We start from the raw sequence: 26,953 nt of genomic DNA, 5'->3' as shown, positions 1-26,953 counted from the left end.
AAATTCTATAAGATGCCAAGAATAAATTAGTGTTCAGCCCATTCGACTGTAGATAGATCCACGCCATCTTTGTACATATCCCAAAGAGGAGAAAGATCACGTAATTTTTGTACAGCAGCTTTAGTGACTTCTAGTACATGGTCGATATCTTCTTCAGTGGTATATTTACCAAAACTGAAACGAATCGAACTGTGAGCAAGCTCATCAGACAGACCTAATGCACGAAGTACATAAGAAGGCTCAAGTGTTGCAGAAGTACATGCAGAACCAGAAGATACTGCAGCATCTTTCAGTGCCATCATCAATGATTCGCCTTCAACAAAGTTAAAGCTGACATTGAGATAGTTTGCAACATTGTATTCAGGGTGGCCATTTAAGAACACTTGTTCTAAACCTTGTAAGCCGTTCCAAAGTTTGTCACGTAATACACGCAGACGATTTTGCTCAGATACTAGATTTTTACCTGCAAGTTCAAAAGCTTCACCCATACCCACGATTTGGTGAGTTGGAAGGGTGCCTGAACGCATACCACGTTCATGACCACCGCCCTGCATTTGAGCTTTAAGGCGAACACGCGGACTACGACGCACAAACAGCGCGCCCATGCCTTTAGGGCCATAAATTTTATGAGCAGAGAAACTCATCAAATCAATTTTCATGGTTGAAAGGTCAATTTCAACTTTACCGGCAGCTTGAGCAGCATCGACATGGAAAAAGATTTTATGTGCACGGGTGATTTCACCAATTGCAGCAACATCAGTCACGGTACCAATTTCGTTGTTCACCATCATCAGGGAAACAAGAATGGTATCTGGACGAATCGCAGCTTTAACCATATCAGCGGTAATTAAACCGGTTTTTGGTTCTGGCTCAATATAGGTGATTTCAAAACCTTCTTCTTCCAGTTCACGGCAAGGATCTAAAATTGCTTTATGTTCAATTTTGCTGGTAATGATGTGCTTGCCTTTAGAGGCATAGAATTGTGCAACACCTTTTAATGCAAGGTTGTCAGATTCAGTTGCACCAGAAGTCCACACGATTTCACGTGGATCTGCTTTAATTAAATTGGCAACTTGTTCACGTGCATATTCTACTTTTTCTTCCGCCTGCCACCCGTAAGCATGAGAACGAGATGCAGCATTACCGAAAGTACCATCGAATGTTAAGCATTCCATCATACGTTCTGCAACTTGAGGGTCTACAGGAGTAGTTGCTGCATAATCAAGATAAATCGGACGTTTCATGTCAAATACCTGTAACCGATAAAAGGGCTGAATCAAAACTTGGTGAATTTTGGCGAATTGCAACGGTTTGTACGTTGTCACGTGCTACAAGATCAGCAAGCGTAATTTTTGCTAAATAATCGGCGATGTGGTCGGAGAGTTCTTGCCATAAATCATGAGTCAAGCACATTGCACCATTCTGGCAGTTGCTTTTATGGTCACAACGAGTTGCATCGACTGTTTCGTTTACAGCTTCAATAATTTCTAACATGGTGATTTCATCAGCGCGACGAGCAAGATGGTAGCCACCGTTGGCACCACGTACACTAGAAACTAAGCCGTGACGCTTTAATTTCGCAAATAACTGCTCAAGATAAGCAACAGAAATAGTTTGACGAGCTGCAATTTCAGCAAGCGTGATCGTTTGTTCAGTTGGCTGCAAAGCTAAATCAAGTAGAGCAGTCACTGCGTAGCGACCGCGAGTAGTAAGACGCATGATTCGATACACATGTTAAGACTAGATGTATCGATTTTAAGAATCCTGACTAAAATAGTCAAGTATTTTATGAGGCTTTAAAATGTTTCTTTTTATAAGAAAAATTATATGTTTATGCAAGCCATAAATTATACACTAATAACGCAATCAAAAGCACGGTCGTTACAACGAACGAGATATTGATTCTTTTCTGTTTTTGTTTAAGGCGACGGATACGATTTTGATATTGCTTGGCTTCAACTTCCAAGCTGTTAATTTTTGAGCGCTGTAAGTCAATTTTTTGCAAAAGAGGTACAATACGTTTTTTTGAAGCAATAATATCTTGCTCATCATTCGGTTCATTTAACCACTGTTTCCAATCCGATAAAACTTTTGGCAAGCTGAAAAGTAAAGCTAAATCGCGAAATTCATCTTTTAAAGTGATATCACCATCGATCCGCATTTTTTTGATGCTGCGGCGATTGGCAAACACAAAAACTTTAACTAAATCCATGAGAGTGGTGCGGATATCCAGATCAACTGGCTGTTCCGGTGCTTTGGTGTCAAATAAAACGCCATGTTCATTAAATTGGATGTAAAAATCAAAGTAAGGTAAATAACTATTAATTTTGATCGCAACTTTTTGATCTATAAATTTTTTAGCTTGTAAACCAATAACGCGATCATGCTTCAAAATGAGGGTAAAAATTGTTTCAAGAACAATCATAGCCATTGTGAGCAACAAATGCTTTTGTTTTTGATATTGTTGCGATTCACTCATAAAACTCAATCCTTACCTGAAATAGAGCATCCTAGCTCGTAAAATATGCTTCAGGACTTACGCCAAATATATAATAATCTTGCTTTGTAGAACAGTTTAGCAAATCGATCAAGTATTTAATTTGCTATTATCAGTGTGTTTTGTGGATAAATATGTTTGACAGTGCATAAAACAATCAGGAGAAGGGATGAATGGATAAGCCGATAGAAGATCAAGATGATGATCAACAAAAATCAGAAACTACTGATAAAGCAAAAAATAAATTACGTATGGGACGGAAGTCTGGACTGGATTTTCGTAAATATACGCAACAAATTTGGCTTGCCGGTTTAGGTGCTTTTTCACGTGCAGAAGAAGAGGGGAATAAATTATTTGACTCTTTAGTCAAAGTTGGAGAAGAGCTAGAGTCTAAAACCACGGAAATCGCTGATCAAACTTTGGAAAAGGTCTCCGAGAAAGCCAAAGAGTCAGTAACCGATACTAAAGATAAGGTGGAGAAGTTAATTGACCATAGTGTGAATCATTCCTTGAACCGAATTGGCTTGGTCACGGTAAAAGACATTCAGCATTTAGAAAGTCTCATTTTACAGCTACATAGCAAGGTCGATTTATTAGTCGAAGAAAATAAGTTTTTAAAAGCGCAAATTGTAAAAAAATGAAACAATTTTGCTTTTTCTGCATTTTTCAACAATTTTTTTCGCATTTATTTTGCAGAAATCGATATCCAGAGTATTGCGTTTTGCCCTGAACCATTGCTATAAAGGTGCTATGGAATCCTTAGACCTTAAATAAACGATATTAAGAGGACGTAATCTTCATGAATAAATCAGAATTAATCGATGCAATTGCAGAGAAAGGGGGATTGTCTAAGACTGATGCAGGTAAAGCCTTAGATGCGACAATTGCTTCAATTACCGAAGCACTTAAATCTGGTGATACTGTAACACTTGTTGGTTTTGGTACATTCAACGTAAAAGAACGTGCAGCACGTACTGGTCGTAATCCACAGACTGGTGCAGCTTTAGAAATTAAAGCAAGCAAAGTACCGAGCTTTAAAGCTGGTAAAGGTTTAAAAGATTCTGTTGCTTAATCTTTTTCACAGCCAATAAACGCGCCGCTTAGGCGCGTTTTTTATTAATATGCCGATTTCTGGTTTGAACTCATTCATTCATTGTGGGTTTTCGGGTAAAATCCCTCACAAATAAAATATTGGAATACTTATGGAATCTTTTCGTAAAGTTATTAAGGGTTGGTTGGGCAAAGCACTGCTCATTTTGTTTTTGACCCCTTTAGCGCTTGTAGGTATTGAAGGATATTTTAGTGGTGGGAAGTCAGAAGACACAGCAAAATTAGTCAATGGCCAAGAAATTTCTAAAAAAGAACTAGAAACACTGACCAAAACATTTAAAGAGCAGTACTTGGCTTATGCCAATGGTGACGAAACTTTATTGAATCAATCTTTTATTCAAAATAAAGCGATGGATACCTTAGTGGCTCGTACCTTGTTATTGCAACAAGCAGAAGATTTGGGTATTTCCTTAAGTGATGCACAGATTGAGCAAATGGTGGCACAGCAGCCGAGTTTTCAAGAAAACGGTAAATTTTCCGAAAGCCTGTATGCAAATTATTTGCGTTCAGTGGGGATGACCAGTCAAGCTCTAATTGCGAATTTACGTCAAGACCATGCCTTAAAAATGTTGACATCAACTTTTATGGATTATGCGTTGGTGAGTAAGCTTGATATTGAACAAATTGCGAATTTGCAAACTGAACAACGTACATTGCATCTTGCCAGTATTAAACTGGATGAATACAAGAAAAATGTAAAAGTAACAGCTCAAGAAATTGCTGCTTATTACAACAAACATCAAAATTCATTTAAACAAGTTGCAAGTGTAGATGTAGATTATGTTGTGTTGACACCAGCGAATGTTGCACCAGCGAATACGCAAGTGACAGAGGCTGAGTTACAGCAAGCCTATGCAACATATGTAGATGCGCAAAAGAAAGATGCTAAACCACTCGTGAAGCATATTCTAATTGCAGCAGATACGCGTTCAGATGCTGAAGCGAAGAAATTAGCCACTGATGTCGCTGCGAAAATTAAAGCAGGGATGAGCTTTGCTCAAGCTGCAGCGCAATATTCAGATGATACTGAGTCTAAAGCCCAAGGTGGTGTGGTAAAGGCATATACCAAAGGTGTATTTGGCGATGCATTTGACCAGGCGGTGGCTTCGTTAAAGTCAGCTCAGGTATCAGCGCCGATTAAAACCCAATATGGTTATCATTTAATTGAAACAGAAGCGGCAGCCGTTAAGCTTCCATCGTTTGAAACTGAAAAACCACGTTTGCTGGCTGAATTGCAAAAGAATAAATCTACAAATGCCTTCTCAGATACTGTAAATGGCCTGAATGAGATGGTTGTCGGTAGTGATGCACTTGATGTCGTTACTCAGGAAGTGAAAGGTGTTGCCGTTCAATCATTCAAAGGGATGACTTTAGCGACTCAACATCCGGTGCTGAGTGATGCAAATGTAAAAGTTAAACTATTTAATGATGATGTGAAAAATGGTGACCGTAATGCTTCAAGCAGTATCCAGTTAGCAAATGGTGATACGGTGTGGGTAAAAGTACGTAATTATCATGCTGCCGGTGTACAAACCTTGGCAGAGGCAACACCGCGTGTGAAAGCTAAACTGATTGAACAAAAAGCAGCTGATGCAGCTAAGGCGAAAATTCAAACTGCATTGAATAGCTTTAGGTCACAACCTGCTGCAACTGTAGTAGCGAAAAGCAATATTGCATTTGAACGTGCAGGTGTATTTACGCGTTCACAAGGTTTGAAACGTGAGATTGAACGTGCTGCATTCAGTGTTCCAGCACCAAAAGCAGGCATGTGGTCAGTAACTACAGCTTCATTGCCAAACGAGTTGGTGGTGGTTGCCGTGTCGAATGTAAATAAGACTACAGCTAATGCTTTAACCGATGAGCAGTTAAATGAATTGTCTAAGTTGTACCAGCAACTTCGTGGTCAACAAGAACTGGATGATTACACTGAATATCTCAAATCGCATGCAAAAATTAAATAATTTTCTATGAAATAAAAAAAACCTGCGTTAACGCAGGTTTTTTTATTGGCTACATCAAGTTTTATTCAGCGCGTAGCTTGAGTTCATAGCCTGAATATTTGCGAATATTAATCACACCGGTATCCAAAATCAGGTATTGGCCTTTAATCCCGAATAATTTGCCACGAATAATCGGGGTTTTATCTAGGTTGTGTGATTTGATTTTCTCCGGATATTCATCCACTGGATAAACAAACTCACGTGGAAGTTCACTTTCCATGATTTCCACAGTTTCATTAAATTCCAGATTCTGACTAAATTCATCACGAATAGTCTGAATTTTTGGCGCAAATTCTTCAATCAACTGTTCACGCACTTCAATCAAGTCTAATGGCTCAGCTTTACCTTTTAGCAGTTTTCGCCAATCAGTTTTATCTGCCACCTGTGTTCCAAACATGATTTCCAGTTGACCGGATAGACGGCGCGAACCAACTTTCATAATCGGAAGAGCTTGGGTTGCACCTTGATCGAGCCAACGAGTCGGCATTTGTCCTTGACGGGTAATTCCCACTTTTAAAGCACTGGAGTTGGCCAGATAAACAATATGCGGCTGAAAACAGACTTCATGCGCAAAACTTTCTTGACGACACGTACCTAAGTGATAGTGACAAGTTTCAGGCTTCATAATGCACATGTCGCATGAAGCTTGAGTTTTAAAGCATTTGAAACAGTGACCTTGCGCATAGGATTTGGGCGTTTTATTGCCACAGGAAACACAGTAAATATTACCGGTCCATTCAATTTCGACTTCTTGTCCCAAAGTAAATGGAAGATCAATTTCAGCGCGATCCAGTACAAATTTATATTCTACATTTGCCTTGCAGGTCTGCTGATCAGTTACAATAGGGTCCTTTAGACCTGCGTGCATTTTATGGCAAATGCCTTGTAGTTCCATGAAGAATACTCTCTCAAATAATAAGGATGCAGTTATGGCTGAACAAAATGTCATTGCTTCAATGCTAGACGATTTATCTAAACAACAGCCTATTCAAACTGCATTATGTATTGGTCAAAATCTGGCACAATACGACAACAATCAATCAATTCAATGGCACTATTTTAACGTAACTGAGTTTTTAAATCTGCCTTTTACCCAGCGATATGATTTGGGTCTGGTATTACTTGATTCACCAGAGTTACTTGAAATTTCTGATATTCAAAAATCGCAATTGCTGGTCAAGCTGCGTGATTTAATGGCGAAACGTATAGTGGTAGTGAGTCAGTTACAAGATGAGAAATTATTACGTGCTTTAGGATTTACCCAGCTGATTGATAAAACCCGGCATGACAGCAATTTTGCTTTATGGCAATTCAATATTCTAACTTATAAGCATGTGCCGGACTGGTTTAATTCCAAGTTTTGGGCAAATCCTGAAAACTGGAATAAATTCCGCTGGTAAGGCCAAGTTGTTTATATCTTTGCTAAATTTTGCAAAACTTAACAATTTGCCTTCATTGCCGGTTTCCAAAGCATCGTATGCTTTTATAGAGTTTCTATAAGGATAATATGATGACAAACCTGAGTAATATTGTGGAAATATTGGCGAAACAAGCTTTGGGTAATAATCAGCAAAATCAATCACAGAACCAATCGCAACCAGGTGGTTTAGGTGGGATTTTGGGGGCTGTGCTCGGACACATCAGTGGTAACAGTACGCAAAAGCAATCTCAACCCAACCAGCAATCCCAACAGCATCAACAAGGCGGTTTAGGCGGTATTTTGGGATCGGTTTTGGGGCATTTAGGCGGTACACAACAAAATCAGTCAAGAACGCAAACTGGTGGTTTAGGCGGTGCTAGTACAAAAACTTTATTAATTGCAGTTTTGCCCCTGGTTTTAGCATGGATTCAAAAGCAGGGGGGAATACAAGGCGCTCTGGATAAATTAAAAGGTTTAGGCTTAAATAAGCAGGTAGATGACTGGGTATCTACAGGTCCGGGTGAGAATGCAAGTGTAGATCAGCAACAGGTTCAAGCACTGTTTGATGAGCAAGATGTAGAACAAGTAGCACAGGAAGCACAAGTACCAAAACAGGACATTTATGCTGCAATTTCAAAAGTTTTACCGCAAATTATTGATTCTTTGACACCTCAAGGTGAGCAAACCAATAAACAGGAAGCCAATGATGATATTCAACAAGTGATGAACTTGGTTTCTGGCTTTCTTAAACGTTAATATTTTCTTTCCAAGACCAGTTATGTGGCTAACTTAACTGGTTTTTTATGTTTTAAAATTAAATTTTATGACTTGCTAACTGCATGTTAATGCTGGTTGTCCATGCTAAAGAGGGAATTGGACTTAGATATTTTTTTAGCAATATAGTGTGATTTTTTTAATCGAATTAAAATAATCTGCGATTGAAATTCAAGTTCGCCAAATTCCGGTTGCACTTGAACATAATGCAGTTGACCAAAACTATCTCTAACGCGGGCTTGTGCAGAAAATCCAGGACGGGCATTGCCACTGGATATTGTTGCCAGACGCCCAAGTAAACTGACTTGTTGCCTGGTAAATGTCGGTTTGATGACTTGATCAAGACAATGAATCATAAATACCGTAAAAAAAATCGCAATGATGAGTGCAGGGATGATTAAGTAAAAAGCAGGCAGAAATTTCTGTTGCTGGGTATAGACACAAAGTTGAAGAAAATAGCCAGAAAAACTGAAGTTCATCAGCAAGAACACAACAATCAGTGTTTTTGAAAAATTAACATTCAGTAAGGGTGATTCAGAAAGCTTCTTTGGAGACAGTTTCTTTAGATATTGAGTAGGACGAATATTAAAATAATAGCCAATGGTTTCTGCCATGCTGAGTAAAACTAAAGCAAATAAACTTAAATGAAACGGGATTAAGTCAGGGTTCTGTAAAAACTCAAGCATGGCAAGATTCCAATAGGCTGTATGCTATTTACTCTTCGTTCAGGTAAATTCCACCGTCAGAATGCACATTGATTGCTACTTTTTCAAGTGATTGTCCTTGGCACGGTCCAGAAATACATTCACCCGTTTCCACCAAGAACAGTGCTCCGTGTGTAGAGCATTCAATCAATTCCTGATCGCGATCCAAGAACTGGTTTTCTAAAAACTCCAGCTCAACCTGTAAGTGCGGGCAGAGATTCTGATAAGCATAAAACGACCCATCACGCTGTGTAATGAAAATGGTATCACCATTCGGCGTTTCATAAGATCTCGCTTCACGTTCAGGAATTTCTTCCGTCATCGCAATTTTAATCATTATGCACATTCCTTTTGGAAGTTGTTTAATAATTCTTTGTAATTTTCTACACTTAGGCGCGGCCCAAATTGTGAAACGACTTCACTTGAAATCAGGATTGCCAATTCAGCAGCAACTTTAAGACTTAAACCTGCATTTAATGCATAAAGGAAAGCCCCTGCAAAGGCATCTCCGGCACCATTGGTATCGACCGCGGTTACAGCACGACCTGGAACTTTAAGGGTTTGCTCTGAATTAGAAATTAAAGCCCCCTCTGCAGATAATGTAATGACAGTGTATTTGCTTTTTTGCTGCAATTTAGCTAATGCAGCTTCAATAGAATCAGTTTCCGTATACATTAAGGCTTCATGATAATTGCAAAGCAATAAATCTACGCCATCATCAATCAATTCATCCAAACCTTGACGTGCATATTGCACCATCGCTGGATCAGATAAAGTTAAAGCAATTTTTACCCCATACGCTTTAGCAATTTCACGTGCGTGTTTAACCGCTTGGCGTGCAGTATCGCTGGTCGACAAATAACCTTCAATATACAGCCATTTTGCAGTTTTTAAGGGCTCAAAATTGATTTGTGCTTCACCAAGTTCTGCAGTAATACCCAGGAAAGTGTGCATGGTGCGTTCTGAATCCGGGCTGACAAGAACCATACAAGTCCCTGTCACACCTTCACTCACTGACTTTTCAGTGGTTTGAATACCGGCTTCATTTAAACCTTTTAAGTAGGTGCGACCGAGTTCATCATTACCGACACGGCAGCCATAAAATGCTTTACTTCCTAAAGCACTAAACGCAACGGTGGTATTTGCAGCAGATCCGCCTGATGCCTGACCTTTGTATACTTGCGTTTCTTTTAAATTATTATATAAATTTGCTTGTGTTTCACCATCAGTCAACTGCATAGTGCCTTTTTGCAAATTTTGTTGAATCAGGAAATCGTCAGAGACTTTAAATTCTTGGTCGATTAATGCATTACCAATTGCAAAAAGATCAACAGTTGTCATGTCTTTCATTCACATTTCAAAATAAAACGCTAAGTTTACACCAATGCTTAGGATTGCTGTAGATTGATGAATAAAATTCAATATATGACTGATGCTCGTACAAAATGCACTATAGGAAAGGATTAGGAAGTTTCGATGAATATCACGATAGCTAAAGCTGAACAATTACCTGCACAAATCACAGAATTAGCCAAGCAAGCTCAGAAAGAAGGATTTCAGCTTATTGATCAATTGATTGAAGAGTATGAAAGTGGCAAAAACAGGTTTGATCAACCGGGTGAATTTCTTCTTTGTGTTTATGATGATGAGAAACTAATCGCTTGTGGCGGTTTAAACCAGCAATGGAATGAAAACGAAATTGATGCCCGTATTGGGCGAGTACGTCGTTTTTATGTATTGCCGAAATACCGTAAGCATGGTGTGGGCAAACAGCTTTTACAGCATTTGGAAAAAAATGCCCGTGCAAATTTTTCTGCACTTTGCCTAAATACAGACACAAAATCTGCCGCAAATTTTTATCAGAAACAAAATTATGTGTTTGTTGAAAATCATCCGAATTATAGTTATTTCAAGTATTTGCTCTAGTCGTGATTAGACTTGATCATGATGCTGCTGGGTTTGAATAGGCTCATCAGCCTTATGATATTGGCTTGCGCTTAAATTTCATGGATGAGTGTTTAATTGTTTTAAGTCGATTCCATAAAAGCAAAAAATAGCTTTAAATTTTAATGCTGGGTTAAGTGTATCAGTTGAAAATATCAGCAAAGACCTTTTGAGTCAGACTGATGAATCAACAACAAAATATTGCAGCTCATATTTCTAAAGTTCCGCAAATCACTGCGCTTTTCTGGGTCACTAAAATTTTTGCCACTACTTTTGGTGAAACGGGTGGCGATGCAGTATCCATGTCTCTCAATTTGGGATACCTGATTAGTACCTTTATTTTCGCGGCAGTCTTTATCACTTTACTGTTTTTTCAAATCAGTGCTAAAACTTACCGACCTTATTTGTACTGGCTGACTATTATTGCTAGCACTACTGTCGGTACGACTCTGGCAGATTTTGTCGATCGCTCATTGGGAATTGGCTATGTCGGTGGAAGTAGCATATTGCTAGGTTTGGTCTGCTTGTCTTTATTGAGCTGGTATAAAGTTGAAGGCAGTATTTCACCGCATACGGTGAATTATCCACGGGCGGAAATTTTCTATTGGATCACCATTACCTTTTCCCAAACTCTGGGTACGGCTTTAGGGGATTGGTCGGCAGATACCATGGGACTGGGTTATAGCGGTGGTATTATCCTTTTTGTTGGTCTTATCTTGTTAATTTTGGTGCTTTATCTCTATACCCATGTGTCACGGACCTTGTTGTTTTGGAGCGCATTTGTTTTAACTCGTCCGCTAGGTGCAGTGGTGGGAGATTTTCTGGATAAACCGATCGCTTCGGGTGGTCTGGATTTAAGCCGATTCACAGCGTCAGCGGTAATCTTTATAGCCATTTTATTGTGTATTTATTTGAGCAATAGTGTCACTTCGAAACCGGTTTTAAAAAAATAAACATATTTTTCGATCTGCTTTAAAAAAATAGCAATCAGTTGCTATTTTTTGCATTGAAAATAGCGCTGATTTTGATTAAAAAAGAAGGACGTTGAAACTGGACTTAAATGCTAGGAAATTCGTAACTGTACGAATCCATATAGTTGAAGATTCAGGTATAATCACAACATCTTATAAATATGTATACATGAGGAGATCACATGACTGTAGATGTCACTGAAACCATTACTCAAACTGTTCATCCTGCGTTTCAGTTGATACGTCAACACCATGTTGAGGCCTTAGACGTTTTTGTGTCTGAATATAAACATAAAGTGACCGGTGCAACGCATTATCACCTTGCCAGTGATCTGGACGAAAATGTCTTTCTGGTGGCGTTCCGTACTCAACCGATGGATTCAAAGGGTGAGGCACACATTTTAGAACATACCGTATTATGCGGTTCTGAAAAATTTCCTGTGCGTGACCCGTTCTTCCTGATGATTCGCCGTTCATTAAATACCTTTATGAATGCGTTTACTTCAGCCGACTGGACAGCTTATCCATTTGCAACGCAAAACAAAAAAGACTTTCAAAACTTATTGGAAGTGTATTTGGATGCTGCTTTTGCCGCAAATTTAAACGAACTGGATTTTGCTCAAGAAGGTATTCGTATTGAGTTGGAAGATGGTCAGCCGGTATATAAAGGTGTGGTCTTTAATGAAATGAAAGGAGCCATGAGTTCTCCTTCAGATCAGCTGTATCATCAATTGGCGCATCATTTATTTCCGAAAACCACCTATCATTACAATTCAGGCGGTGATCCTAAAGATATTCCGGACTTAACTTACTCAGAGTTAGTCAATTTCTACAAATCACATTACCATCCAAGTAATGCGGTATTTATGACCTTTGGCAATGAATCTGCCTATCACTTGCAAGAACAATTTGAAACTTTGGCCTTATCTAAATTTGAGAAAGGTCAAACGCTACATTCAACCCCTGAAACACGTTTAACTGCACCGGTTGAAGTCACAGAAACTTATGCAGTCGATGCTGAAGATTTAAAAGATAAGACCTATCACGTGATTTCATGGTTATTACCTGAAGCCAGTGATATTAAACTGCGCTTAGGCATGCGTCTGGTTGAAGGGATTTTACTGGAAGATTCCGCTTCGCCCTTGCTTCATTACCTTGAAACCTGTGATTACGCACAATCTACCGGTCCACTTATGGGCGTAGATGATTCTAATTTTGAAATGACCTTCTTCTGTGGCGTGCAAGGTTCAAATCCTGAACATGCGCAAGAATTTAAAGACGGTGTGTTTAAGATTTTGCAAGAGGTGGCCTCTAAGCCGGTTGATTCTGCAATGGTCGATGCTATTTTGCATCAGATTGAATTGCATCAGCGTGAAATCAATGGCGACGGTATGCCATATGGTTTAAGCCTGATTCTAAATGGTTTAGGCAGTGTGATTCACCACAGTGACCCGATTGATGTCTGGGATGTGGATACTGCAATTGAGCAAGTCAAAGAAGAGCTCAAAGATCCAATGTGGTTGTCAAATTTGATTCAACAATATTTGCTTGATAATACCCATCGTGTGCAAATGACTTTGGTACCTGATGCAACTAAATCTGCGAAAGAGGCAGAAGCAGAGAAAGCACGTCTAGCTGAAATTGGTGCCAAACTGACTGATGAGCAAAAAGCTGAAATTATCAAGCAAACTGAAGCATTAAAAGTTCGTCAAGACACGCCTGATGACATGAACTTGTTGCCGAAAGTCGGGCTGGAAGATGTGCCTGCTGATCTGCATATTGTACAGGGTCAATTGCGTGAAATTATCAGTAATAATCACGATATGCCTTTGAATTTGTACCATGCCGGTACCAATGGTATTTACTATCAGCAAGTGACAGTTAAAATCCCGGATGAAGTGGTACAGTCACCATATTTTAGCTTATTGTCGGTTTTGCTAGGTGAAGTTGGTGCCGGCGAATACGATTATCTTGAGCTTCAGCAACTGCAAACTGCGGTCAGCGGTGGTGTAGGGATGGGTGCATCTTTACGTTCAAAAGTGGATGATAAAAACAAAATCAGCGCGTGGCTGACTTTGACCACCAAATCGTTGGTGAATAACTTTGAAGCGATCCGCATATTGAAGTTGGCATTTGAACAACTGCGTTTCGATGAAAAAGACCGTATTATTGAATTATTGCAACAACGTAAAACCCGTTGGCAATCACGTGTTTCAGGTTCAGGTCACAGTTATGCAATGCAAATTGCATCACGTAATTGCAGCGCTTTGGCACAGCGCGATTATCAAAATACAGGCTTGGGTGCGTTGAACTGGTTGACTGAACTGGTGGCTAAAATTGAAAATGATGAAACTGCATATGATGCTTTGATTGCGGAATTAAAAGCCATTCATCGTCTACTTTTACAAGCACCAAAACAGTTCTTGCTGGTATGTGAAGAGCATCAGTCAGATCGTTTGATTGAAGAAATTCAAGATATTTGGGACAAGCTAGCCGTTGATCAAACACCTGTAGAATTAACGACAGTTTTCACGGAAAATAGCAATAAAGACGAAGCCTGGTTAATTCAGGCCAATGTTCAATTCTGTGCTTCAGCTTATCCTGCGGTAGAAGTCTCCCATCCTGATGCAGCAGCTTTAATGGTGTTGGCCGCATATTTGCGTAATGGCTTCTTGCATAGTGCGATTCGTGAAAAAGGTGGCGCTTATGGGGGGGGGGCGAGTTATGACGGCAATGCCTGTTCGTTCCGTTTTTATAGCTATCGTGATCCGCGCTTAGCAGAAACATTTAAAGACTTTGAAGCAAGTATTGACTGGCTATTGAATACCGAGCATCTATCGCATCAGCTTGAAGAAGCAATTTTAGGCTTGGTTGCGAGCATGGATAAACCTGGTTCTCCTGCAGGTGAAGCCATTAGTGCTTGCTACGCTTTATTGCATGCACGTACGCCGGCAGTTCGAAAACAATTGCGTGCACGTTTGCTTGCAGTGACTTTGGATGATTTAAAACGCGTTGCAGAACAATATCTCGTTCAGCAAAAACCAGTAAAAGCTGTGGTTGCACCCGTTGCGAAACGTGATACTTTGATTGAACTCGGTTTTGAGATCAAACAAGTAAACTAAAAGAATAAACTGAGGTAACACCCTATGGCGTTCAAAAAACTTGAACGCACTACTTTGCAACTGAGCATGATCATGCTCAGTTCATTGTATGTGACGAATGTAAATGCAGTAAGTCCCGAATCTACAATTACACCAGCAAGCCCTGAAGCCTGTTCGGCATTGGAATCCAATGCCGATCGCTTAGCTTGTTACGATACTTTGTTTAAAATCCCCGAGGATGAGAAAACACCGCTGCTTTCTGAACGCCAAGCGGCAAATGAAATTGCACCTAAATCGACTGAACCTGAAACAGTTAAAGAAAAAATCAGTCACGGGGTCAATAGCATTTTTTCTGTTGAAGGTCCTAAAATAGATCCAAATCGATCTTTGCTGGATAAGCGTTGGGAGTTGTCTCCCGATAGTAAACTCGGTACGTGGAATATTCGTGCACATCAGCCAGTTTATCTCATGCCAGGCTTTTGGACTTCTAATAAAAATGAACGTCCTTCCAGTCCGAATGAAAATAATACGGTACAAGTGGGGAATGACCAAATTCTGAAATCCCTAGAAGCAAAATTCCAGTTATCATTAAAAACTAAAGCGGTTGAAAACCTGTTTGGTGATAATGGTGATATTTGGGTGGGGTATACGCAATCATCGCGCTGGCAGGTCTATAATGCCGAAGAATCTCGTCCTTTTCGTGAAAGCAACTATGAACCTGAAGCCAGCCTGATTTTCCGCACCAATTATGAAATATTAGGATTAAATGCACGTTTACTGGGCTTAACTTTTAATCACCAGTCTAATGGTCGTGCAGATCCTTTATCACGGAGCTGGAACCGGGTGATGCTCAACCTTGGTTTTGAGCGCGAAAACTTTGCCGTGATGGTACGTCCTTGGTATCGTATTGAAGAAGATGCCAAAGACGATAACAATCCTGACATTAAAAACTACATGGGACGTGGTGATTTAACTGCCTTCTATCGCAAAAATGAGCATGAGTTTTCACTCATGCTGCGTCACTCGCTTAAAGGCGGTGATGATTCCCATGGTGCTGCGCAATTTGATTGGGCATTCCCGATTAAAGGCAAGTTACGTGGCTATTTTCAGTTGTTTGATGGTTATGGTGAAAGTCTGATTGATTATAACCACCGTGCTACCTATGTGGGCTTAGGTGTGTCATTGATGAACTGGTACTAAAACCTATTCAAGCCTCATAAAAAGACCACTCGAGCGAGTGGTTTTTTTTATATCGAAAATTAAGAGCCATTAACCAATTTGAATATCTGCCGGAGGATGTTTTAAACGACTCTTCTTTGGGGTAGCAATTAGGTAGGCTAAAGTCAGCGGTCCTAAACGCCCTGCAAACATGAGTAAGATTAGAGCAAGCAAGCTGGCAGGTTGAAGCTCACTGGTGATACCGCGCGATAAACCGACTGTACAGGCGGCTGAAACGGCTTCAAAGAGTAAATCCAGAAAATCCTTGCTTGGCTCCAGAATAAGAAGTGTAAATAATCCTAAAAATATCAAAATTGCCGTGATAGACAAGACTGCAAAAGCTTTAAATGAAGTCACTTTTGAAACAGAATGATTAAATACCCTTAATTCTTCCGAACGGCGTAAGAAGGTGATCACACTTAAAACTACAATAATAAAGGTACCGACTTTAATGCCCCCTGCAGTACTTAAGGAACCTCCACCAATAAACATCAAGACCATGGTGACCAATGTGGAAGCGTCGGTCATGCTGGACATATCCATGCTGTTAAACCCTGATGAACGCGGTACAGTGGCATGGAACCAGGCATTCAAGGCCTGATCACCGAGGCTCATGCTGGACAGTGTCAGCGGATTGCTGGCTTCTAATACCCAAATGATAATAAAAGCCGCCAAGTTTAATCCTGCAATCGTGGAGAGGATAAGTTTGCTATTGGTACTTAACTTTTTCCAACGATGGGCACGTTTAATATCCATGAGTACCACAAAACCAATCCCCCCAATAATGTAAAGCATACTGATGGTAAAGGTAATGAGGTAATGGTCTGCAAAACTCATCAAACTATTCGGAAAAAGCGAAAAGCCGCCATTATTAAACGCAGAAACACTATAAAAAGCCGCATAAAAAAAGGCACGTGGAAAGTCATATTCCTGCATCCAGGCAACGGTAAGAATAACCGTACCGACGGCTTCAAAAAATAAGGAATATAAAAGTACGCCTTTAATGGTGAAAGAGACTTTGGCTAGACTGGTTTGACCAATCGTTTCCTGTGCCATTACTTGCTGTTTTAACCGGATATTGGAAGACAGACTGAGTGCGGCAAGGATGGCAAACGTCATAAAACCCAAGCCACCAATCTGTAGTAAAAGCATGATCACGACTTGGCCAAAAGTGGTATAGGCCTCTCCGACATTGACTACAGAAAGTCCGGTAATAGTCACCGCAGAGGTGGAAGTAAACAGGGCGTTGATCCAGCTTAATTCCCCATGATGTGAAATGGGAAGTTTAAGCAATAAGGTACCTGCACATATAAAACTTAAGAACCCCAAGGCCAGTAAGCTGGGAGGACTCAGATTGACGGTATTATGGTTTATATTTTGCGGCTGATTCATATTTTATTTAAACCGGGCAGACAGTTTTCGTAGGGGTTCAAGTTCACCTTCAACCACCAAGATATCACCTTCTTGCAGAATTAAATCAGGATCAATGTTATATAAAATTTCCGTGCCACGTTTAAATAAAAGGGTTTTAATTTCCGAAGCGTGACCCATTAAATGGTTAAATGATTCACCTTGGAGACTGGCTTTAATTTCAATTTTAACGATAAAGTGATTGTCTTCTAAACCCATATAACGACTGACCATAGGGTAGCTTAAAGACTGGGCAATACGGGTTCCCATATCTTCTTCTGGATGAATGATTTTATTCACGCCCAGATGGGTCAGAATCATGTGATGGGCTTTGGATTTCGCCTTGGCCCAAATCTTGTTCATTCCCAGATTTTTTAGATGCAAGACACATAAAATACTGGCCTCAATGTCCTCGCCAATAGCCACCACAACGGCTTCACAGCTTTGAATATTCAGTTCCCGCAGAACATGTTCATCGGTTGCATCGGCAATAACAGCATGGGTGAGCTGATCAGAAATATTTTCAACATATTTTTTATTGCTGTCGATCCCAATCACATCGTGATTTAAGCTCACCAATTGGGTTGCAACGGTGGCTCCAAAACTGCCTAAGCCAATGACTGCAAATAATGCCATTCGAAGTATTCCTTAACCCATTTTCTGTGGATTTTATTCATGACGGGTATGTAATTCTGCACTCATTTTATAATGTTATTATTCATTCAGCTATCAGGCTTACAAAACTATATCTAACAAAGGTTTATTTCTAACAGGGCATAGTTAAATGCAGACAATATCAATCTGTATTATTTTATTGGCTTAGATCGTTTTTTATAGCGAGTTATAATCAACGATAAAAATGATTTTTAAGATATGACAGGGATAATTTTTGCTGGTGCAACACTGGAAAACCCCAAAAAAGAAGACAGACATCTTTAATGCTGTTGAGTTTAAAAAAATTTACAGAAATGAGTAGGTCGATGAGAATAAATGCTTTTTTAAAGCACATTCATATAAACAAAAAATAAAAAAGAGCCATTCACTTTTTTACTCTTGAATAGCTCTTTTTTGATGTGTGAGTCTTATTTTAAGAAACGCTGATAACCCAGGTTATTGGTGATTTCAGCATATGGATAAGTGATATTTTCCAATGTTTCAATTAAACCATCCGGATTTTGTTTCGCATCGCTTGCTTCCATGCCAACCAGTACACGTCCTTCTGCTGCGCCGTGGTTACGATAGTGGAACAGGGTAATGTTATGCGTTGGACCCAGACGTTCCAAGAAAGTCAGTAATGCACCTGGACGTTCCGGGAACTCGACACGGAATAGGCGTTCATTTTCGATATCCGCATGACCACCGACCAAATAACGAATATGCAGTTTTGCCACTTCATCATCAGACAAGTCATCCACATCATATTGTGTGGTTAGGAGGTCATAAATATCGTGACGTTCCTTTTCACCGCCTTTTAAGCTGATACCGACAAACACTTGAGCAGCACTAGAACTACTAGCGCGATAGTTGAATTCAGTAATGTTGCGGCCTTGCAGAGCGCGGCAGAAATTCAGGAACGAACCTTTTTCTTCTGGAATGGTCACTGCAAAAATGGCTTCTTTACATTCACCGAGTTCGGTACGTTCAGCAATATAACGTAACCGGTCAAAGTTCATGTTGGCGCCACATACAATCGACACCATATTTTTATTTTCTAGGCCATGTTCAGCCACATATTTTTTGATTCCTGCGAGTGCCATTGCGCCAGAAGGTTCAACAATACTACGGCATTCATCATAGGTATCTTTAATGGCTGCACAGATTTCATCTGTGTTGACCAAGACCACGTCACGCTCAACAATTGGACCTGAGTTGTCTGATTTTTGCAGGCGAATCACGTCAAACGGTTTTGCTCCAATTTGAGCAACCGCCGTACCATCGGCAAATAAACCGACAGAGGGCAGAATCACACGTTCATTGGCTTCAAAGGCCGCTTTTAAACAAGCGGATTCATCGTATTCCACAGGAATGACTTTGACATGCGGTGCAACATCGCCCAAGTATGCAGCAACACCGGCAATTAAACCGCCACCGCCTACAGCAACGAATACATATTCAACATCACGCCATTGACGTAAAATTTCATTGGCGATAGTCCCTTGACCCGCAATCACCAGTTCATCGTCATAAGGCGGAATAAACGTCATGCCTTGTTCTTCTGCACACTGAATTGCATATTTATTGGCAACGTCAAATGAGTCGCCATATAAAACCACTTCACCACCCAAACGTTTAACTGCTTGAACTTTAATATCCGGTGTGGTTTTCGGCATTACGATAATCGCGCGAATTCCCAGTTTTTGACCAGATAGAGCCACACCTTGCGCATGGTTACCTGCTGAAGCCGTAATAACGCCACGTTGCAACTGAGATTTCGGTAATTGACTAATACGGTTATACGCACCGCGTAGTTTAAAGGAAAAGACAGGTTGTAAATCTTCGCGTTTAAAGCGAATGTTGTTGTTTAGCTTTTCACTAATTCGTGGCGCTGCTTCGAGTGGAGTTTCGATTGCAACGTCATACACCGTTGCTTGTAATATTTGTCGAACCAAACGAGACAGCATGTTAATTTTCCATCTAACAGTTTAAAATAGGCCTTTATTGTAACAAACCCCTGTACATTTGGGCTGCTTAATCAGCAACAAATGTCAAAAAATAGTTGAGCCAAGTTATGAGTCTGTATGCGACCCAAGATGAAAAGAAACAAGCTGTTGCGAAAGCTGCTTTAAAGCACTTGCCAAAAGGCGGAATTTTGGGTGTAGGTACAGGAAGTACTGTGAACTTCCTTATTGATTTGTTGCCTGAACTGCAATTGGAAGCTGCGGTGGCAAGTTCTGAAGCAACTGCACAACGTCTTAAAAAATTAGGCATTGAAGTGGTCGACATGAACTCTGTGGGCGGTTTAGATGCCTATGTTGATGGTGCCGATGAAATTGACCGTCATATGCATATGATTAAAGGTGGCGGTGCTGCATTAACCCGTGAAAAAATTGTCGCTTCAATTGCAAAAAAATTCGTGTGTATTGTGGATGATTCCAAATGGGTTGAACAATTAGGTCATGACTTTCCATTACCTGTAGAAGTCATTCCAATGGCACGTTCTGCGGTAGCACGTAAAATTGTTTCACTAGGTGGTGATCCGGTTTACCGTGAAGGTGTAGTGACCGATAACGGTAACGTGATTTTAGATGTGCATAACTTCAATATCTTGAATGCTCTGGAACTTGAAAAAACTCTCAATAATATTCCGGGTGTGGTATGTAACGGTATTTTTGCGATTAATAAAGCGGATATTGCTGTTGTTGCAACCGATAATGGCATTGAAGAGCGTACTGCTGTTTAATAAATTCTCCCTGAGCCTGCTTTTCAAATAAGGCTCAGGGAAATTTAAATCACTATGAGATAAAACATAAAAGAAAAATGACTCTAAACGAATTGCCAGAAATAAGAATTGTCCGTCATGCGCGAGCGAAAAACTTACGCTTACGTGTTGAGCCGACTCAGATCCGTTTAACTGCACCGATATTGTGCTCGAAACGACAAATTCAGAATTTTATTGATCAGTCCGAGCAATGGCTCATTCAAACCTGGCAGCAACAACAAGAAAAAATTATTCAGATAGACAAAACTTTACCGAATGAATTAAAGCTGTTTAATTTAGGTCAACCTGTACAGATTATTTATCAAAGGCAAAAGCATTGTTTTATTTTTGATGATGAAAATTTAAAACTTTTGATCAGTGACCGTCAGCCTGAACATTATTTAAAAGCGTTTGTGATTGAGTATGCCAAGCAGCATCTACCTGTGTGTTTAGATCAAACCAGCCAAGAATGTAATTTGAGTTTTGTTAAATGTGCGATTCGTCAACCTAAAACACGGTGGGGGAGTTGTACATCCAAACATGACATTATGTTGAATAGTGCTTTGGTGTTATTTCCAAAGCATGTCACGCGTTATGTCTGTGTACATGAGTTGGCACATACCAAGCACTTTGATCATAGTCCGCATTTTTGGGCCGAAGTCCACAAGCATGATGTGAATTTTCAACAGCATCGGAAATTATTAAAAACGATGCCGATGCCGTATTGGTGGTATTCATCATAGAAGAATATTTTAATTATTAAATTTAATGAATTGTTTTAGGGATATGAATATAAAGTTAAATCTTAACTTTTAAAATACTGTCTGCACGTTACCGCAACAGAAGTAAAAAATTAGGATTAAAATTTAATTTGTTTGCTGAAATCTATAATGTGGAACTGAATAAAAATGATTTATGAAAGGGTCTATTCTTTTTAGTTATCGGCCCAGTACAATGCAGTGATCATAATTATGTGAACTGGCAGCTTGCCAAAGTCGCTGTGGAGATTGAATTGGAAATTTGTATTGAAACACCAGACAAAGAGAGTTGGGATAAAGCTCAACAGGCATGCTTTAAGCATGGATGGGACTGGGAGAGAGAAGAATGGCCTGAGTGGGATGAAGAAACGGGCAAGGATGTATGGAAAGAAGATCCGGAATTTACATTAAATAATGATAGCTGGGATGAAACAGTGACTCATCTTTGTATGGTAGAAGGAATCTTGTGCACCAATAATATTGAAGATGGTGACCCGACGGAAGATGGCTATAAATTAATGAGTATTAAAGATTTAGAAAATCTAGCCGTTAAATAATCCCAAAAGCCTCAATTCATCATATTTAAGACAAGCCCTATTCATTAATGAACTGGGCTTTTTTAATGTCTGGGGAACGTTATGAAAGCGGTCTAATTTTAGAACTACAACAGATAGAAAGATTTTAGTGGGTGAGAGCAAACTTGATTTACTTCCTTTTCTGGAGGACTGTATGAAAAATCCGGAGCGATTTATAAATGAGCTATATCAATTACTGTGATGTATCTTCATGAGTACAACATAAATACGTCTATTAGGTTTTAAAAGTTAAAAACTTTAATCAACTAGCCAAAACAGTTTAGAAAAGCAAAACTTCCTGTCATACTACGCTGTTACGAAATGAACACTTTAAATTTGAGGTAGGGATCGTGATTACTGTTGGTATTGTCGGTGGTACAGGTTATACAGGCGTTGAATTGTTACGTCTTTTACTACGACACCCAAATGTGCAAGTCAATGTGCTGACATCACGTACCGAAAAAGGTCGCCGTGTCGATGACATGTTCCCAAGCCTGCGCGGTCATACCGATCTTGAATATTCAGATTTAAGCATTGATGAACTCAAAAAATGCGATGTGGTGTTCTTTGCGACCCCTCATGGTGTAGCCATGAAACACGCAGCAGAATTAGTTGCAGCGAATACTAAAGTCATCGACTTGGCAGCAGATTTCCGTTTGCAAAACTTAGAACAGTTTGAAAAGTGGTATGGTCTTGAACATGCCTGCCCAGATATTTTAAAAGATTCAGTTTACGGTCTATCAGAACTGAATCGTGACAAAATTAAACAGGCCAAGGTGATTGGTAACCCGGGTTGCTACCCAACCACGGTACAGCTTGGTCTTGCACCATTATTTAAACAGCCTGAAGCTTTGGTAAAACCTGAAAGTATTATTATTGATGCAAAATCAGGTGTTTCTGGTGCAGGTCGGAAAGCAAGTCTTGGCATGATCTATTCTGAAAATGCCGACAACTTTAAGGCTTATGGCGTTGCCGGTCACCGTCACCATCCTGAAATTGTGGAAGCATTGGAAAATATATCAGGGCTTAAAGATGTGTTTAATCACATTTTATTTGTCCCGCATTTGGTTCCGATGATTCGTGGCATGCTCAGCACCATCTATGTCGATTTAACGGATGCTGGAGATGCAGCAGACTTACAAAGTTTGTATGAACAGTTCTATGCCAGTGAGCAATTTGTGGATGTGATGCCCGCGAACAGTTCACCTGAAACACGTTCTGTGCGCGGTGCAAACCAGCTTCGTATCGCTTTGTATAAGCCACAGCCAAAAAGACTGGTGGTTTTATCGGTACAAGACAATTTAGTCAAAGGTGCTGCGGGTCAGGCTGTGCAAAATATGAACCTGATGTTCGGTTTTGCTGAAAATGCAGGTCTGACAGGTATTGGTTTATTACCATAAAAAACGTTTTTCAGCTTCACACACATTTGGATTTAGATTTAAATGTGTGTTTTGAATGAATCAAAATAAGAGATGACGATGTTGAACACTGAATCAAATACTTCCTCACAACAGGCTCCACTGAGTAAAAGGCTTTTTGCTAAGGGGAATTTACCTTTAGCAATTGGGGCTGCAATTCTGGTTGTAGGGAGTGGCGTGCTGGGCTATTCAGTTGGGCATCGGCAAGGTTTGACTGTTGTCGGCTATGAAGCAGATGCTGAACAGCTGGTTGAGGTTGTGCAAAAGCAAAAGAGTAGTCTGGAAACGCTGAATAAAAATTTGAATCTGGCTGTACAGGAACGCGATGTTGCGGTGAGTAATTCAAATGACTTATTTGCTGCTCTGAATCAGGCGCGTGCAGATAAAGCTCAGGCTGAGGGTTTGAGTTCTATTTACCGTGAAGTATTGGGGCAACGGGGTGGACTAAGCTTGACGATTCAGAATGTCGGGGTTAAGCCTTTACCGGATAATGCTTATGAATATGAGCTGGATTTGGTACAAGTCAGTCCGAATAAACGTAGTATTTCTGGAACGGTGGAACTACGCTTAATTCAGGACACAGAGGTTCTGGTTGTTCCCATGGAAGACAAGAACTTTAATTTTCAAGATTACGAGCGTTTAACAGGCCGCTGGACCATGCCTAAAGGCTTTGCTCCGCAATTCATTGAAGTGCGTTTAACGGGTGGAACAAGTACGCCGGTGATTAAACGTTTTAGTTGGGGCCGTGGTAAACCAATTGAGAGTCAATCTGCATTTATTTCTGAAATTCCTCAAGCAGAATCAAATGCACAATAAATGTGAATTTTAAAACCTATGCGAATCAATAAGCGTCAAAATTGTTTAAATGCCATCAAAAGTTCTTTTCATCAATCAGGATATGTCGATTGGCATATTAGTCCACGCTTAAGCAATGACTCGCAAGACGAATCTGAAGGTGAGATCGCGGTACAAACTGCGCCACCCGAATTAAAACGTCCACCCATGTATGCAGTTGTTTTGATGAATGACGATTACACCCCAATGGACTTTGTAATTGAAATTTTACAACAATACTTTGCTTTGAATCTTGACCAAGCCACTCAAGTAATGCTAACTGTACATTATGAAGGAAAAGGTGTTGCAGGCGTTTATCCACGAGACATTGCGGAAACCAAAGCGAACCAAGTCAATAATTACGCTCGGTCACAAGGCCATCCATTGCTTTGTCAGATTGAGCCAAAAGATTAAGGGGATTACATGCTCAGTCGTCAATTAGAAGTATCTTTACGTTTGGCTGTAAGCATGGCTCGTCAAAAGAGACATGAGTTTCTCACGGTTGAACATTTATTGTTGGCTTTACTGGATAATGACTCTGCTGTAAATGCGCTTAAAGCGTGTGGGGCGGACATTATCGTTCTGCGTAAAGAACTTGAAGAATACGTTGAACAACATACCCCTAAATTAGGTGAACATAGCGATCAGGCACCACATCCGACAGAAAGTTTCGATCGTATTCTGCAACGGGCGATTTTCCATGTGCAGTCTAGCGGCGGTGATCGAACTGTTGAAGGTGCAGATATTCTTGTTGCGATGTACTCTGAACGGGATTCTTTTGCGGTCTACTTGCTTAAACGCCATCAAATTAACCGTTTAACTTTAACTCAGTATTTATCTCACGGTACGCGTAAAGAAGAAGTGCAAGCCGAAGAAGAAGTTGAAGAGTTGGATGGTGAAACCTCGAGTTCTTCAAATGCAGGCCCACTCGATTTATATACCACTAATTTGAACATCGAAGCTCAAAAAGGGAAAACAGATCCTTTAATTGGGCGTGAAAAAGAAATTGAACGTGCCGCACAGATTTTATGTCGCCGTCGTAAAAATAATCCTTTGCTTGTGGGTGATCCGGGTGTAGGTAAAACCTCGATTGCTGAAGGTTTGGCTTGGTTGATTGTGAATGGTAAAGCGCCTAAACCACTTGCTCATGCAGAAGTATATAGTTTAGATATTGGTGCACTGGTAGCAGGTACCAAATACCGGGGTGACTTTGAAAAACGCTTGAAACAATTGTTGAATGCGCTGAAAAAGAAACCGGAAGCCATTTTGTTTATTGATGAAATTCACATGATTATTGGCGCAGGTTCCAGTATGGGCAGCACCATGGATGCATCAAACTTAATCAAGCCTGCCTTGTCGAATGGTTCATTACGTTGCATCGGTTCAACGACTTTTCAAGAATATCGCCAGGTTTTTGAAAAGGATCATGCTTTATCACGTCGTTTCCAAAAAATTGATATCAATGAGCCCTCTATTTCTGAAACGATTGATATTTTACGTGGCTTAAAATCTAAATTTGAAGATTTTCATCATGTTGAATATGACGATAAATCTTTGGTCGCAGCCGTAGAGTTATCAGCGAAATTTATTAATGATCGCTTTTTGCCGGATAAAGCCATTGATGTGATTGATGAGGCCGGTGCACAGCGCCGTTTGAAAGCAGAGCAAGATGATACTCTGATTACGGTTGAAAATATCGAAGATATCATCTCTAAAATTGCACGTATTCCACCGAAAACCGTATCGAAAGATGATAAGACCGTATTAAGTAACCTGGAACGTGATCTGAAACGTGTGGTATTCGGTCAGGATGATGCAATTTCAGCGCTTGGTTCTGCCATTAAATTATCACGTGCAGGCTTGAAATCACCTGATAAACCGGTAGGTAGCTTTGTGTTTGCAGGTCCTACTGGGGTGGGTAAAACCGAAGTCACTAAACAGTTGGCGAAACTGTTAGGGGTGGAACTGGTTCGTTTCGATATGTCTGAATATATGGAACGTCATGCGGTTTCACGTTTAATTGGTGCACCTCCAGGCTATGTTGGTTTTGATCAGGGTGGCTTGTTGACTGATGCGATTCACAAAAGTCCGCATTGCGTATTGCTACTGGATGAAATAGAAAAAGCGCATCCAGATGTGTTTAATTTGTTATTGCAAATTATGGATCATGGCGCATTGACCGACAACAATGGTCGCAAGTCAGATTTCCGTAATGTGATCCTTGTTTTGACCACCAATATTGGTGCGGAAAGTATTTCTCGCGCGAGTATCGGATTTATGGAACAAGACAACAGTAATGACAATAAGGATGCAATGAAAAAAGCATTCTCGCCTGAATTCCGCAACCGTTTAGATGGCGTGATTCAGTTCAATGCATTACCAACCACCGTGATTGAAAATGTTGTGGATAAATTCCTGACTGAACTTCAAGCGCAACTTGATGATAAGAAAGTGATTCTTGAAGTCGATCAGAGTGCACGTGAATGGATGGCTGAACATGGCTATGACCGTTTGATGGGTGCGCGTCCAATGCAACGTTTGATTCAGGAGCATTTGAAGAAACCGCTTGCTGAAATGATTCTATTTGGTGAGCTTGCTGAACACGGTGGTAATGTCGCTGTTTCGGTGAAGAAAGAAGATGGTAAAGCGGTGGGCTTGAAGCTAGAAGTATTTGAAGATCAAACTGCTGAACCTGCATAATTAGCTGAACTGTTGAAATAACCCGTGTCCGCACGGGTTATTTTTTTCTATTTATTTTCATCTTGACCTTTTTTAGAGAAAGAAGATGCGAATCAAACGAT

The 26,953-nt window shown here is 40.2% G+C and carries 26 protein-coding genes and 1 pseudogene; 17 read left to right on the top strand and 10 right to left on the bottom strand.

All coding sequences use genetic code 11. The features are described from left to right. Positions 1-26: 26 nt before the first annotated feature. The 3 genes from E0H80_RS14140 to E0H80_RS14130 all read right to left on the bottom strand — a co-directional run bounded on the left by E0H80_RS14140 (position 27) and on the right by E0H80_RS14130 (position 2,479). Complete coding sequence (locus tag E0H80_RS14140) at positions 27-1,244, bottom strand: IscS subfamily cysteine desulfurase (RefSeq protein WP_131266443.1); 1,218 nt, start codon at positions 1,242-1,244, stop codon at positions 27-29. A gap of 1 nt (position 1,245) precedes the next feature. Then, positions 1,246-1,719: an Rrf2 family transcriptional regulator gene (locus tag E0H80_RS14135; protein WP_131366812.1), complete on the bottom strand. Its 474-nt coding sequence runs from the start codon at positions 1,717-1,719 to the stop codon at positions 1,246-1,248. 112 nt (positions 1,720-1,831) lie between these two features. Then, complete coding sequence (locus E0H80_RS14130) at positions 1,832-2,479, bottom strand: hypothetical protein (RefSeq protein ID WP_067865718.1); 648 nt, start codon at positions 2,477-2,479, stop codon at positions 1,832-1,834. A 191-nt stretch (positions 2,480-2,670) separates the two neighbouring features. Between E0H80_RS14130 and E0H80_RS14125 the strand changes: the two genes are divergently transcribed. From E0H80_RS14125 to E0H80_RS14115, 3 genes are all read left to right on the top strand, one after another. Further along, positions 2,671-3,138 carry a phasin family protein gene (locus E0H80_RS14125; RefSeq protein ID WP_131366810.1) on the top strand — a complete coding sequence of 156 codons (468 nt, stop codon included), beginning with the start codon at positions 2,671-2,673 and terminating at the stop codon, positions 3,136-3,138. A gap of 158 nt (positions 3,139-3,296) precedes the next feature. Then, positions 3,297-3,569, top strand: coding sequence for an HU family DNA-binding protein (locus E0H80_RS14120; RefSeq protein ID WP_004651791.1), 273 nt, complete (start codon positions 3,297-3,299; stop codon positions 3,567-3,569). A gap of 130 nt (positions 3,570-3,699) precedes the next feature. Next, positions 3,700-5,568, top strand: a complete 1,869-nt coding sequence (locus E0H80_RS14115) for a SurA N-terminal domain-containing protein (protein ID WP_131366808.1) — start codon at positions 3,700-3,702, stop codon at positions 5,566-5,568. A 61-nt stretch (positions 5,569-5,629) separates the two neighbouring features. On the opposite strand, the gene E0H80_RS14110 is transcribed toward E0H80_RS14115, so the two are convergent. Next, positions 5,630-6,502: a DUF2797 domain-containing protein gene (locus E0H80_RS14110; RefSeq protein ID WP_131366806.1), complete on the bottom strand. Its 873-nt coding sequence runs from the start codon at positions 6,500-6,502 to the stop codon at positions 5,630-5,632. 34 nt (positions 6,503-6,536) lie between these two features. Here E0H80_RS14110 and E0H80_RS14105 point away from each other — a divergent pair, with 34 nt between their 5' ends. Together E0H80_RS14105 and E0H80_RS14100 are read left to right on the top strand one after the other, a co-directional pair. Continuing rightward, entirely contained in the window at positions 6,537-7,007 is a 471-nt protein-coding gene (locus E0H80_RS14105) for a DUF6231 family protein (RefSeq protein ID WP_131366804.1), read from the top strand. A gap of 110 nt (positions 7,008-7,117) precedes the next feature. Further along, on the top strand, positions 7,118-7,783 hold the full coding sequence (locus E0H80_RS14100) for a YidB family protein (RefSeq protein WP_131366802.1): 666 nt from the start codon (positions 7,118-7,120) through the stop codon (positions 7,781-7,783). An 86-nt stretch (positions 7,784-7,869) separates the two neighbouring features. On the opposite strand, the gene E0H80_RS14095 is transcribed toward E0H80_RS14100, so the two are convergent. Genes E0H80_RS14095 through E0H80_RS14085 form a run of 3 tightly spaced genes read right to left on the bottom strand, consistent with a single transcriptional unit; the run spans position 7,870 to position 9,846 of the window. Next, on the bottom strand, positions 7,870-8,487 hold the full coding sequence (locus tag E0H80_RS14095) for an OB-fold-containig protein (protein ID WP_067865736.1): 618 nt from the start codon (positions 8,485-8,487) through the stop codon (positions 7,870-7,872). A 28-nt stretch (positions 8,488-8,515) separates the two neighbouring features. Beyond that, positions 8,516-8,827 (bottom strand): Rieske (2Fe-2S) protein, encoded by a 312-nt coding sequence (locus tag E0H80_RS14090; protein WP_171255367.1) that lies wholly within the window; start codon positions 8,825-8,827, stop codon positions 8,516-8,518. Between the two features lie 14 nt (positions 8,828-8,841). Continuing rightward, positions 8,842-9,846, bottom strand: coding sequence for an adenosine kinase (locus E0H80_RS14085; protein ID WP_131366877.1), 1,005 nt, complete (start codon positions 9,844-9,846; stop codon positions 8,842-8,844). A gap of 135 nt (positions 9,847-9,981) precedes the next feature. On the opposite strand from E0H80_RS14085, the gene E0H80_RS14080 reads away from it, so the two are divergent. From E0H80_RS14080 to E0H80_RS14065, 4 genes are all read left to right on the top strand, one after another. Continuing rightward, positions 9,982-10,431 carry a GNAT family N-acetyltransferase gene (locus E0H80_RS14080; RefSeq protein WP_067865742.1) on the top strand — a complete coding sequence of 150 codons (450 nt, stop codon included), beginning with the start codon at positions 9,982-9,984 and terminating at the stop codon, positions 10,429-10,431. A 200-nt stretch (positions 10,432-10,631) separates the two neighbouring features. Then, positions 10,632-11,402 carry a hypothetical protein gene (locus tag E0H80_RS14075; RefSeq protein ID WP_131366800.1) on the top strand — a complete coding sequence of 257 codons (771 nt, stop codon included), beginning with the start codon at positions 10,632-10,634 and terminating at the stop codon, positions 11,400-11,402. Positions 11,403-11,602: 200 nt separating this feature from the next. Then, complete coding sequence (locus E0H80_RS14070; protein WP_131366798.1) at positions 11,603-14,542, top strand: insulinase family protein; 2,940 nt, start codon at positions 11,603-11,605, stop codon at positions 14,540-14,542. Between the two features lie 24 nt (positions 14,543-14,566). Beyond that, on the top strand, positions 14,567-15,721 hold the full coding sequence (locus E0H80_RS14065) for a phospholipase A (protein ID WP_131366796.1): 1,155 nt from the start codon (positions 14,567-14,569) through the stop codon (positions 15,719-15,721). Between the two features lie 69 nt (positions 15,722-15,790). Here the strand turns inward: E0H80_RS14065 and E0H80_RS14060 are convergent, their stop codons facing one another. The 3 genes from E0H80_RS14060 to ilvA all read right to left on the bottom strand — a co-directional run bounded on the left by E0H80_RS14060 (position 15,791) and on the right by ilvA (position 19,770). Next, a complete protein-coding gene (locus E0H80_RS14060) occupies positions 15,791-17,131 on the bottom strand; it encodes a TrkH family potassium uptake protein (RefSeq protein WP_131366794.1) in 1,341 nt (446 codons plus the stop codon). A 3-nt stretch (positions 17,132-17,134) separates the two neighbouring features. After that, a complete protein-coding gene (locus E0H80_RS14055; protein WP_067865759.1) occupies positions 17,135-17,785 on the bottom strand; it encodes a potassium channel family protein in 651 nt (216 codons plus the stop codon). A 446-nt stretch (positions 17,786-18,231) separates the two neighbouring features. After that, entirely contained in the window at positions 18,232-19,770 is a 1,539-nt protein-coding gene (gene ilvA / locus E0H80_RS14050) for a threonine ammonia-lyase, biosynthetic (protein ID WP_131366792.1), read from the bottom strand. A gap of 107 nt (positions 19,771-19,877) precedes the next feature. On the opposite strand from ilvA, the gene rpiA reads away from it, so the two are divergent. From rpiA to clpA, 8 genes and pseudogenes are all read left to right on the top strand, one after another. Continuing rightward, entirely contained in the window at positions 19,878-20,549 is a 672-nt protein-coding gene (gene rpiA / locus E0H80_RS14045; RefSeq protein ID WP_131366790.1) for a ribose-5-phosphate isomerase RpiA, read from the top strand. Between the two features lie 77 nt (positions 20,550-20,626). Next, on the top strand, positions 20,627-21,310 hold the full coding sequence (locus E0H80_RS14040) for a M48 family metallopeptidase (RefSeq protein ID WP_131366788.1): 684 nt from the start codon (positions 20,627-20,629) through the stop codon (positions 21,308-21,310). A gap of 68 nt (positions 21,311-21,378) precedes the next feature. Then, positions 21,379-21,486, top strand: a pseudogene (locus tag E0H80_RS14035) (IS5/IS1182 family transposase); the annotation flags it as partial. A 54-nt stretch (positions 21,487-21,540) separates the two neighbouring features. Beyond that, the gene (locus E0H80_RS14030; RefSeq protein WP_131366786.1) at positions 21,541-21,882 is read left to right on the top strand and encodes a hypothetical protein; all 342 of its coding nucleotides are present in this window, start codon (positions 21,541-21,543) and stop codon (positions 21,880-21,882) included. Between the two features lie 368 nt (positions 21,883-22,250). After that, complete coding sequence (gene argC, locus E0H80_RS14025) at positions 22,251-23,300, top strand: N-acetyl-gamma-glutamyl-phosphate reductase (protein WP_131366784.1); 1,050 nt, start codon at positions 22,251-22,253, stop codon at positions 23,298-23,300. Between the two features lie 72 nt (positions 23,301-23,372). After that, entirely contained in the window at positions 23,373-24,134 is a 762-nt protein-coding gene (locus E0H80_RS14020; RefSeq protein WP_416224597.1) for a DUF6776 family protein, read from the top strand. 18 nt (positions 24,135-24,152) lie between these two features. Continuing rightward, complete coding sequence (gene clpS, locus E0H80_RS14015; RefSeq protein ID WP_067865775.1) at positions 24,153-24,566, top strand: ATP-dependent Clp protease adapter ClpS; 414 nt, start codon at positions 24,153-24,155, stop codon at positions 24,564-24,566. 9 nt (positions 24,567-24,575) lie between these two features. Beyond that, positions 24,576-26,852 carry an ATP-dependent Clp protease ATP-binding subunit ClpA gene (gene clpA / locus E0H80_RS14010; RefSeq protein ID WP_131366780.1) on the top strand — a complete coding sequence of 759 codons (2,277 nt, stop codon included), beginning with the start codon at positions 24,576-24,578 and terminating at the stop codon, positions 26,850-26,852. The last annotated feature ends 101 nt before the right edge of the window (positions 26,853-26,953 follow it).

This window comes from Acinetobacter sp. ANC 4779, from assembly GCF_004331055.1.
GTDB lineage: Bacteria > Pseudomonadota > Gammaproteobacteria > Pseudomonadales > Moraxellaceae > Acinetobacter.
This window is presented reverse-complemented; position numbering and strand designations above follow the sequence as displayed.

Bases quoted from the DNA above. Each gene is read 5' to 3' on its own strand.
- ilvA (WP_131366792.1), bottom strand. From the start codon at position 19,770: ATGCTGTCTCGTTTGGTTCGACAAATATTACAAGCAACGGTGTATGAC.
- E0H80_RS14090 (WP_171255367.1), bottom strand. From the start codon at position 8,827: ATGACGGAAGAAATTCCTGAACGTGAAGCGAGATCTTATGAAACGCCG.
- E0H80_RS14080 (WP_067865742.1), top strand. From the start codon at position 9,982: ATGAATATCACGATAGCTAAAGCTGAACAATTACCTGCACAAATCACA.
- rpiA (WP_131366790.1), top strand. From the start codon at position 19,878: ATGAGTCTGTATGCGACCCAAGATGAAAAGAAACAAGCTGTTGCGAAA.
- E0H80_RS14060 (WP_131366794.1), bottom strand. From the start codon at position 17,131: ATGAATCAGCCGCAAAATATAAACCATAATACCGTCAATCTGAGTCCT.
- clpA (WP_131366780.1), top strand. From the start codon at position 24,576: ATGCTCAGTCGTCAATTAGAAGTATCTTTACGTTTGGCTGTAAGCATG.
- E0H80_RS14135 (WP_131366812.1), bottom strand. From the start codon at position 1,719: ATGCGTCTTACTACTCGCGGTCGCTACGCAGTGACTGCTCTACTTGAT.
- E0H80_RS14130 (WP_067865718.1), bottom strand. From the start codon at position 2,479: ATGAGTGAATCGCAACAATATCAAAAACAAAAGCATTTGTTGCTCACA.
- E0H80_RS14140 (WP_131266443.1), bottom strand. From the start codon at position 1,244: ATGAAACGTCCGATTTATCTTGATTATGCAGCAACTACTCCTGTAGAC.
- E0H80_RS14095 (WP_067865736.1), bottom strand. From the start codon at position 8,487: ATGCTTGAGTTTTTACAGAACCCTGACTTAATCCCGTTTCATTTAAGT.
- E0H80_RS14065 (WP_131366796.1), top strand. From the start codon at position 14,567: ATGGCGTTCAAAAAACTTGAACGCACTACTTTGCAACTGAGCATGATC.
- E0H80_RS14115 (WP_131366808.1), top strand. From the start codon at position 3,700: ATGGAATCTTTTCGTAAAGTTATTAAGGGTTGGTTGGGCAAAGCACTG.
- E0H80_RS14070 (WP_131366798.1), top strand. From the start codon at position 11,603: ATGACTGTAGATGTCACTGAAACCATTACTCAAACTGTTCATCCTGCG.
- E0H80_RS14055 (WP_067865759.1), bottom strand. From the start codon at position 17,785: ATGGCATTATTTGCAGTCATTGGCTTAGGCAGTTTTGGAGCCACCGTT.
- E0H80_RS14120 (WP_004651791.1), top strand. From the start codon at position 3,297: ATGAATAAATCAGAATTAATCGATGCAATTGCAGAGAAAGGGGGATTG.
- E0H80_RS14040 (WP_131366788.1), top strand. From the start codon at position 20,627: ATGACTCTAAACGAATTGCCAGAAATAAGAATTGTCCGTCATGCGCGA.
- E0H80_RS14020 (WP_416224597.1), top strand. From the start codon at position 23,373: ATGACGATGTTGAACACTGAATCAAATACTTCCTCACAACAGGCTCCA.
- clpS (WP_067865775.1), top strand. From the start codon at position 24,153: ATGCGAATCAATAAGCGTCAAAATTGTTTAAATGCCATCAAAAGTTCT.
- E0H80_RS14110 (WP_131366806.1), bottom strand. From the start codon at position 6,502: ATGGAACTACAAGGCATTTGCCATAAAATGCACGCAGGTCTAAAGGAC.
- E0H80_RS14085 (WP_131366877.1), bottom strand. From the start codon at position 9,846: ATGACAACTGTTGATCTTTTTGCAATTGGTAATGCATTAATCGACCAA.
- E0H80_RS14105 (WP_131366804.1), top strand. From the start codon at position 6,537: ATGGCTGAACAAAATGTCATTGCTTCAATGCTAGACGATTTATCTAAA.
- E0H80_RS14075 (WP_131366800.1), top strand. From the start codon at position 10,632: ATGAATCAACAACAAAATATTGCAGCTCATATTTCTAAAGTTCCGCAA.
- E0H80_RS14125 (WP_131366810.1), top strand. From the start codon at position 2,671: ATGGATAAGCCGATAGAAGATCAAGATGATGATCAACAAAAATCAGAA.
- E0H80_RS14100 (WP_131366802.1), top strand. From the start codon at position 7,118: ATGACAAACCTGAGTAATATTGTGGAAATATTGGCGAAACAAGCTTTG.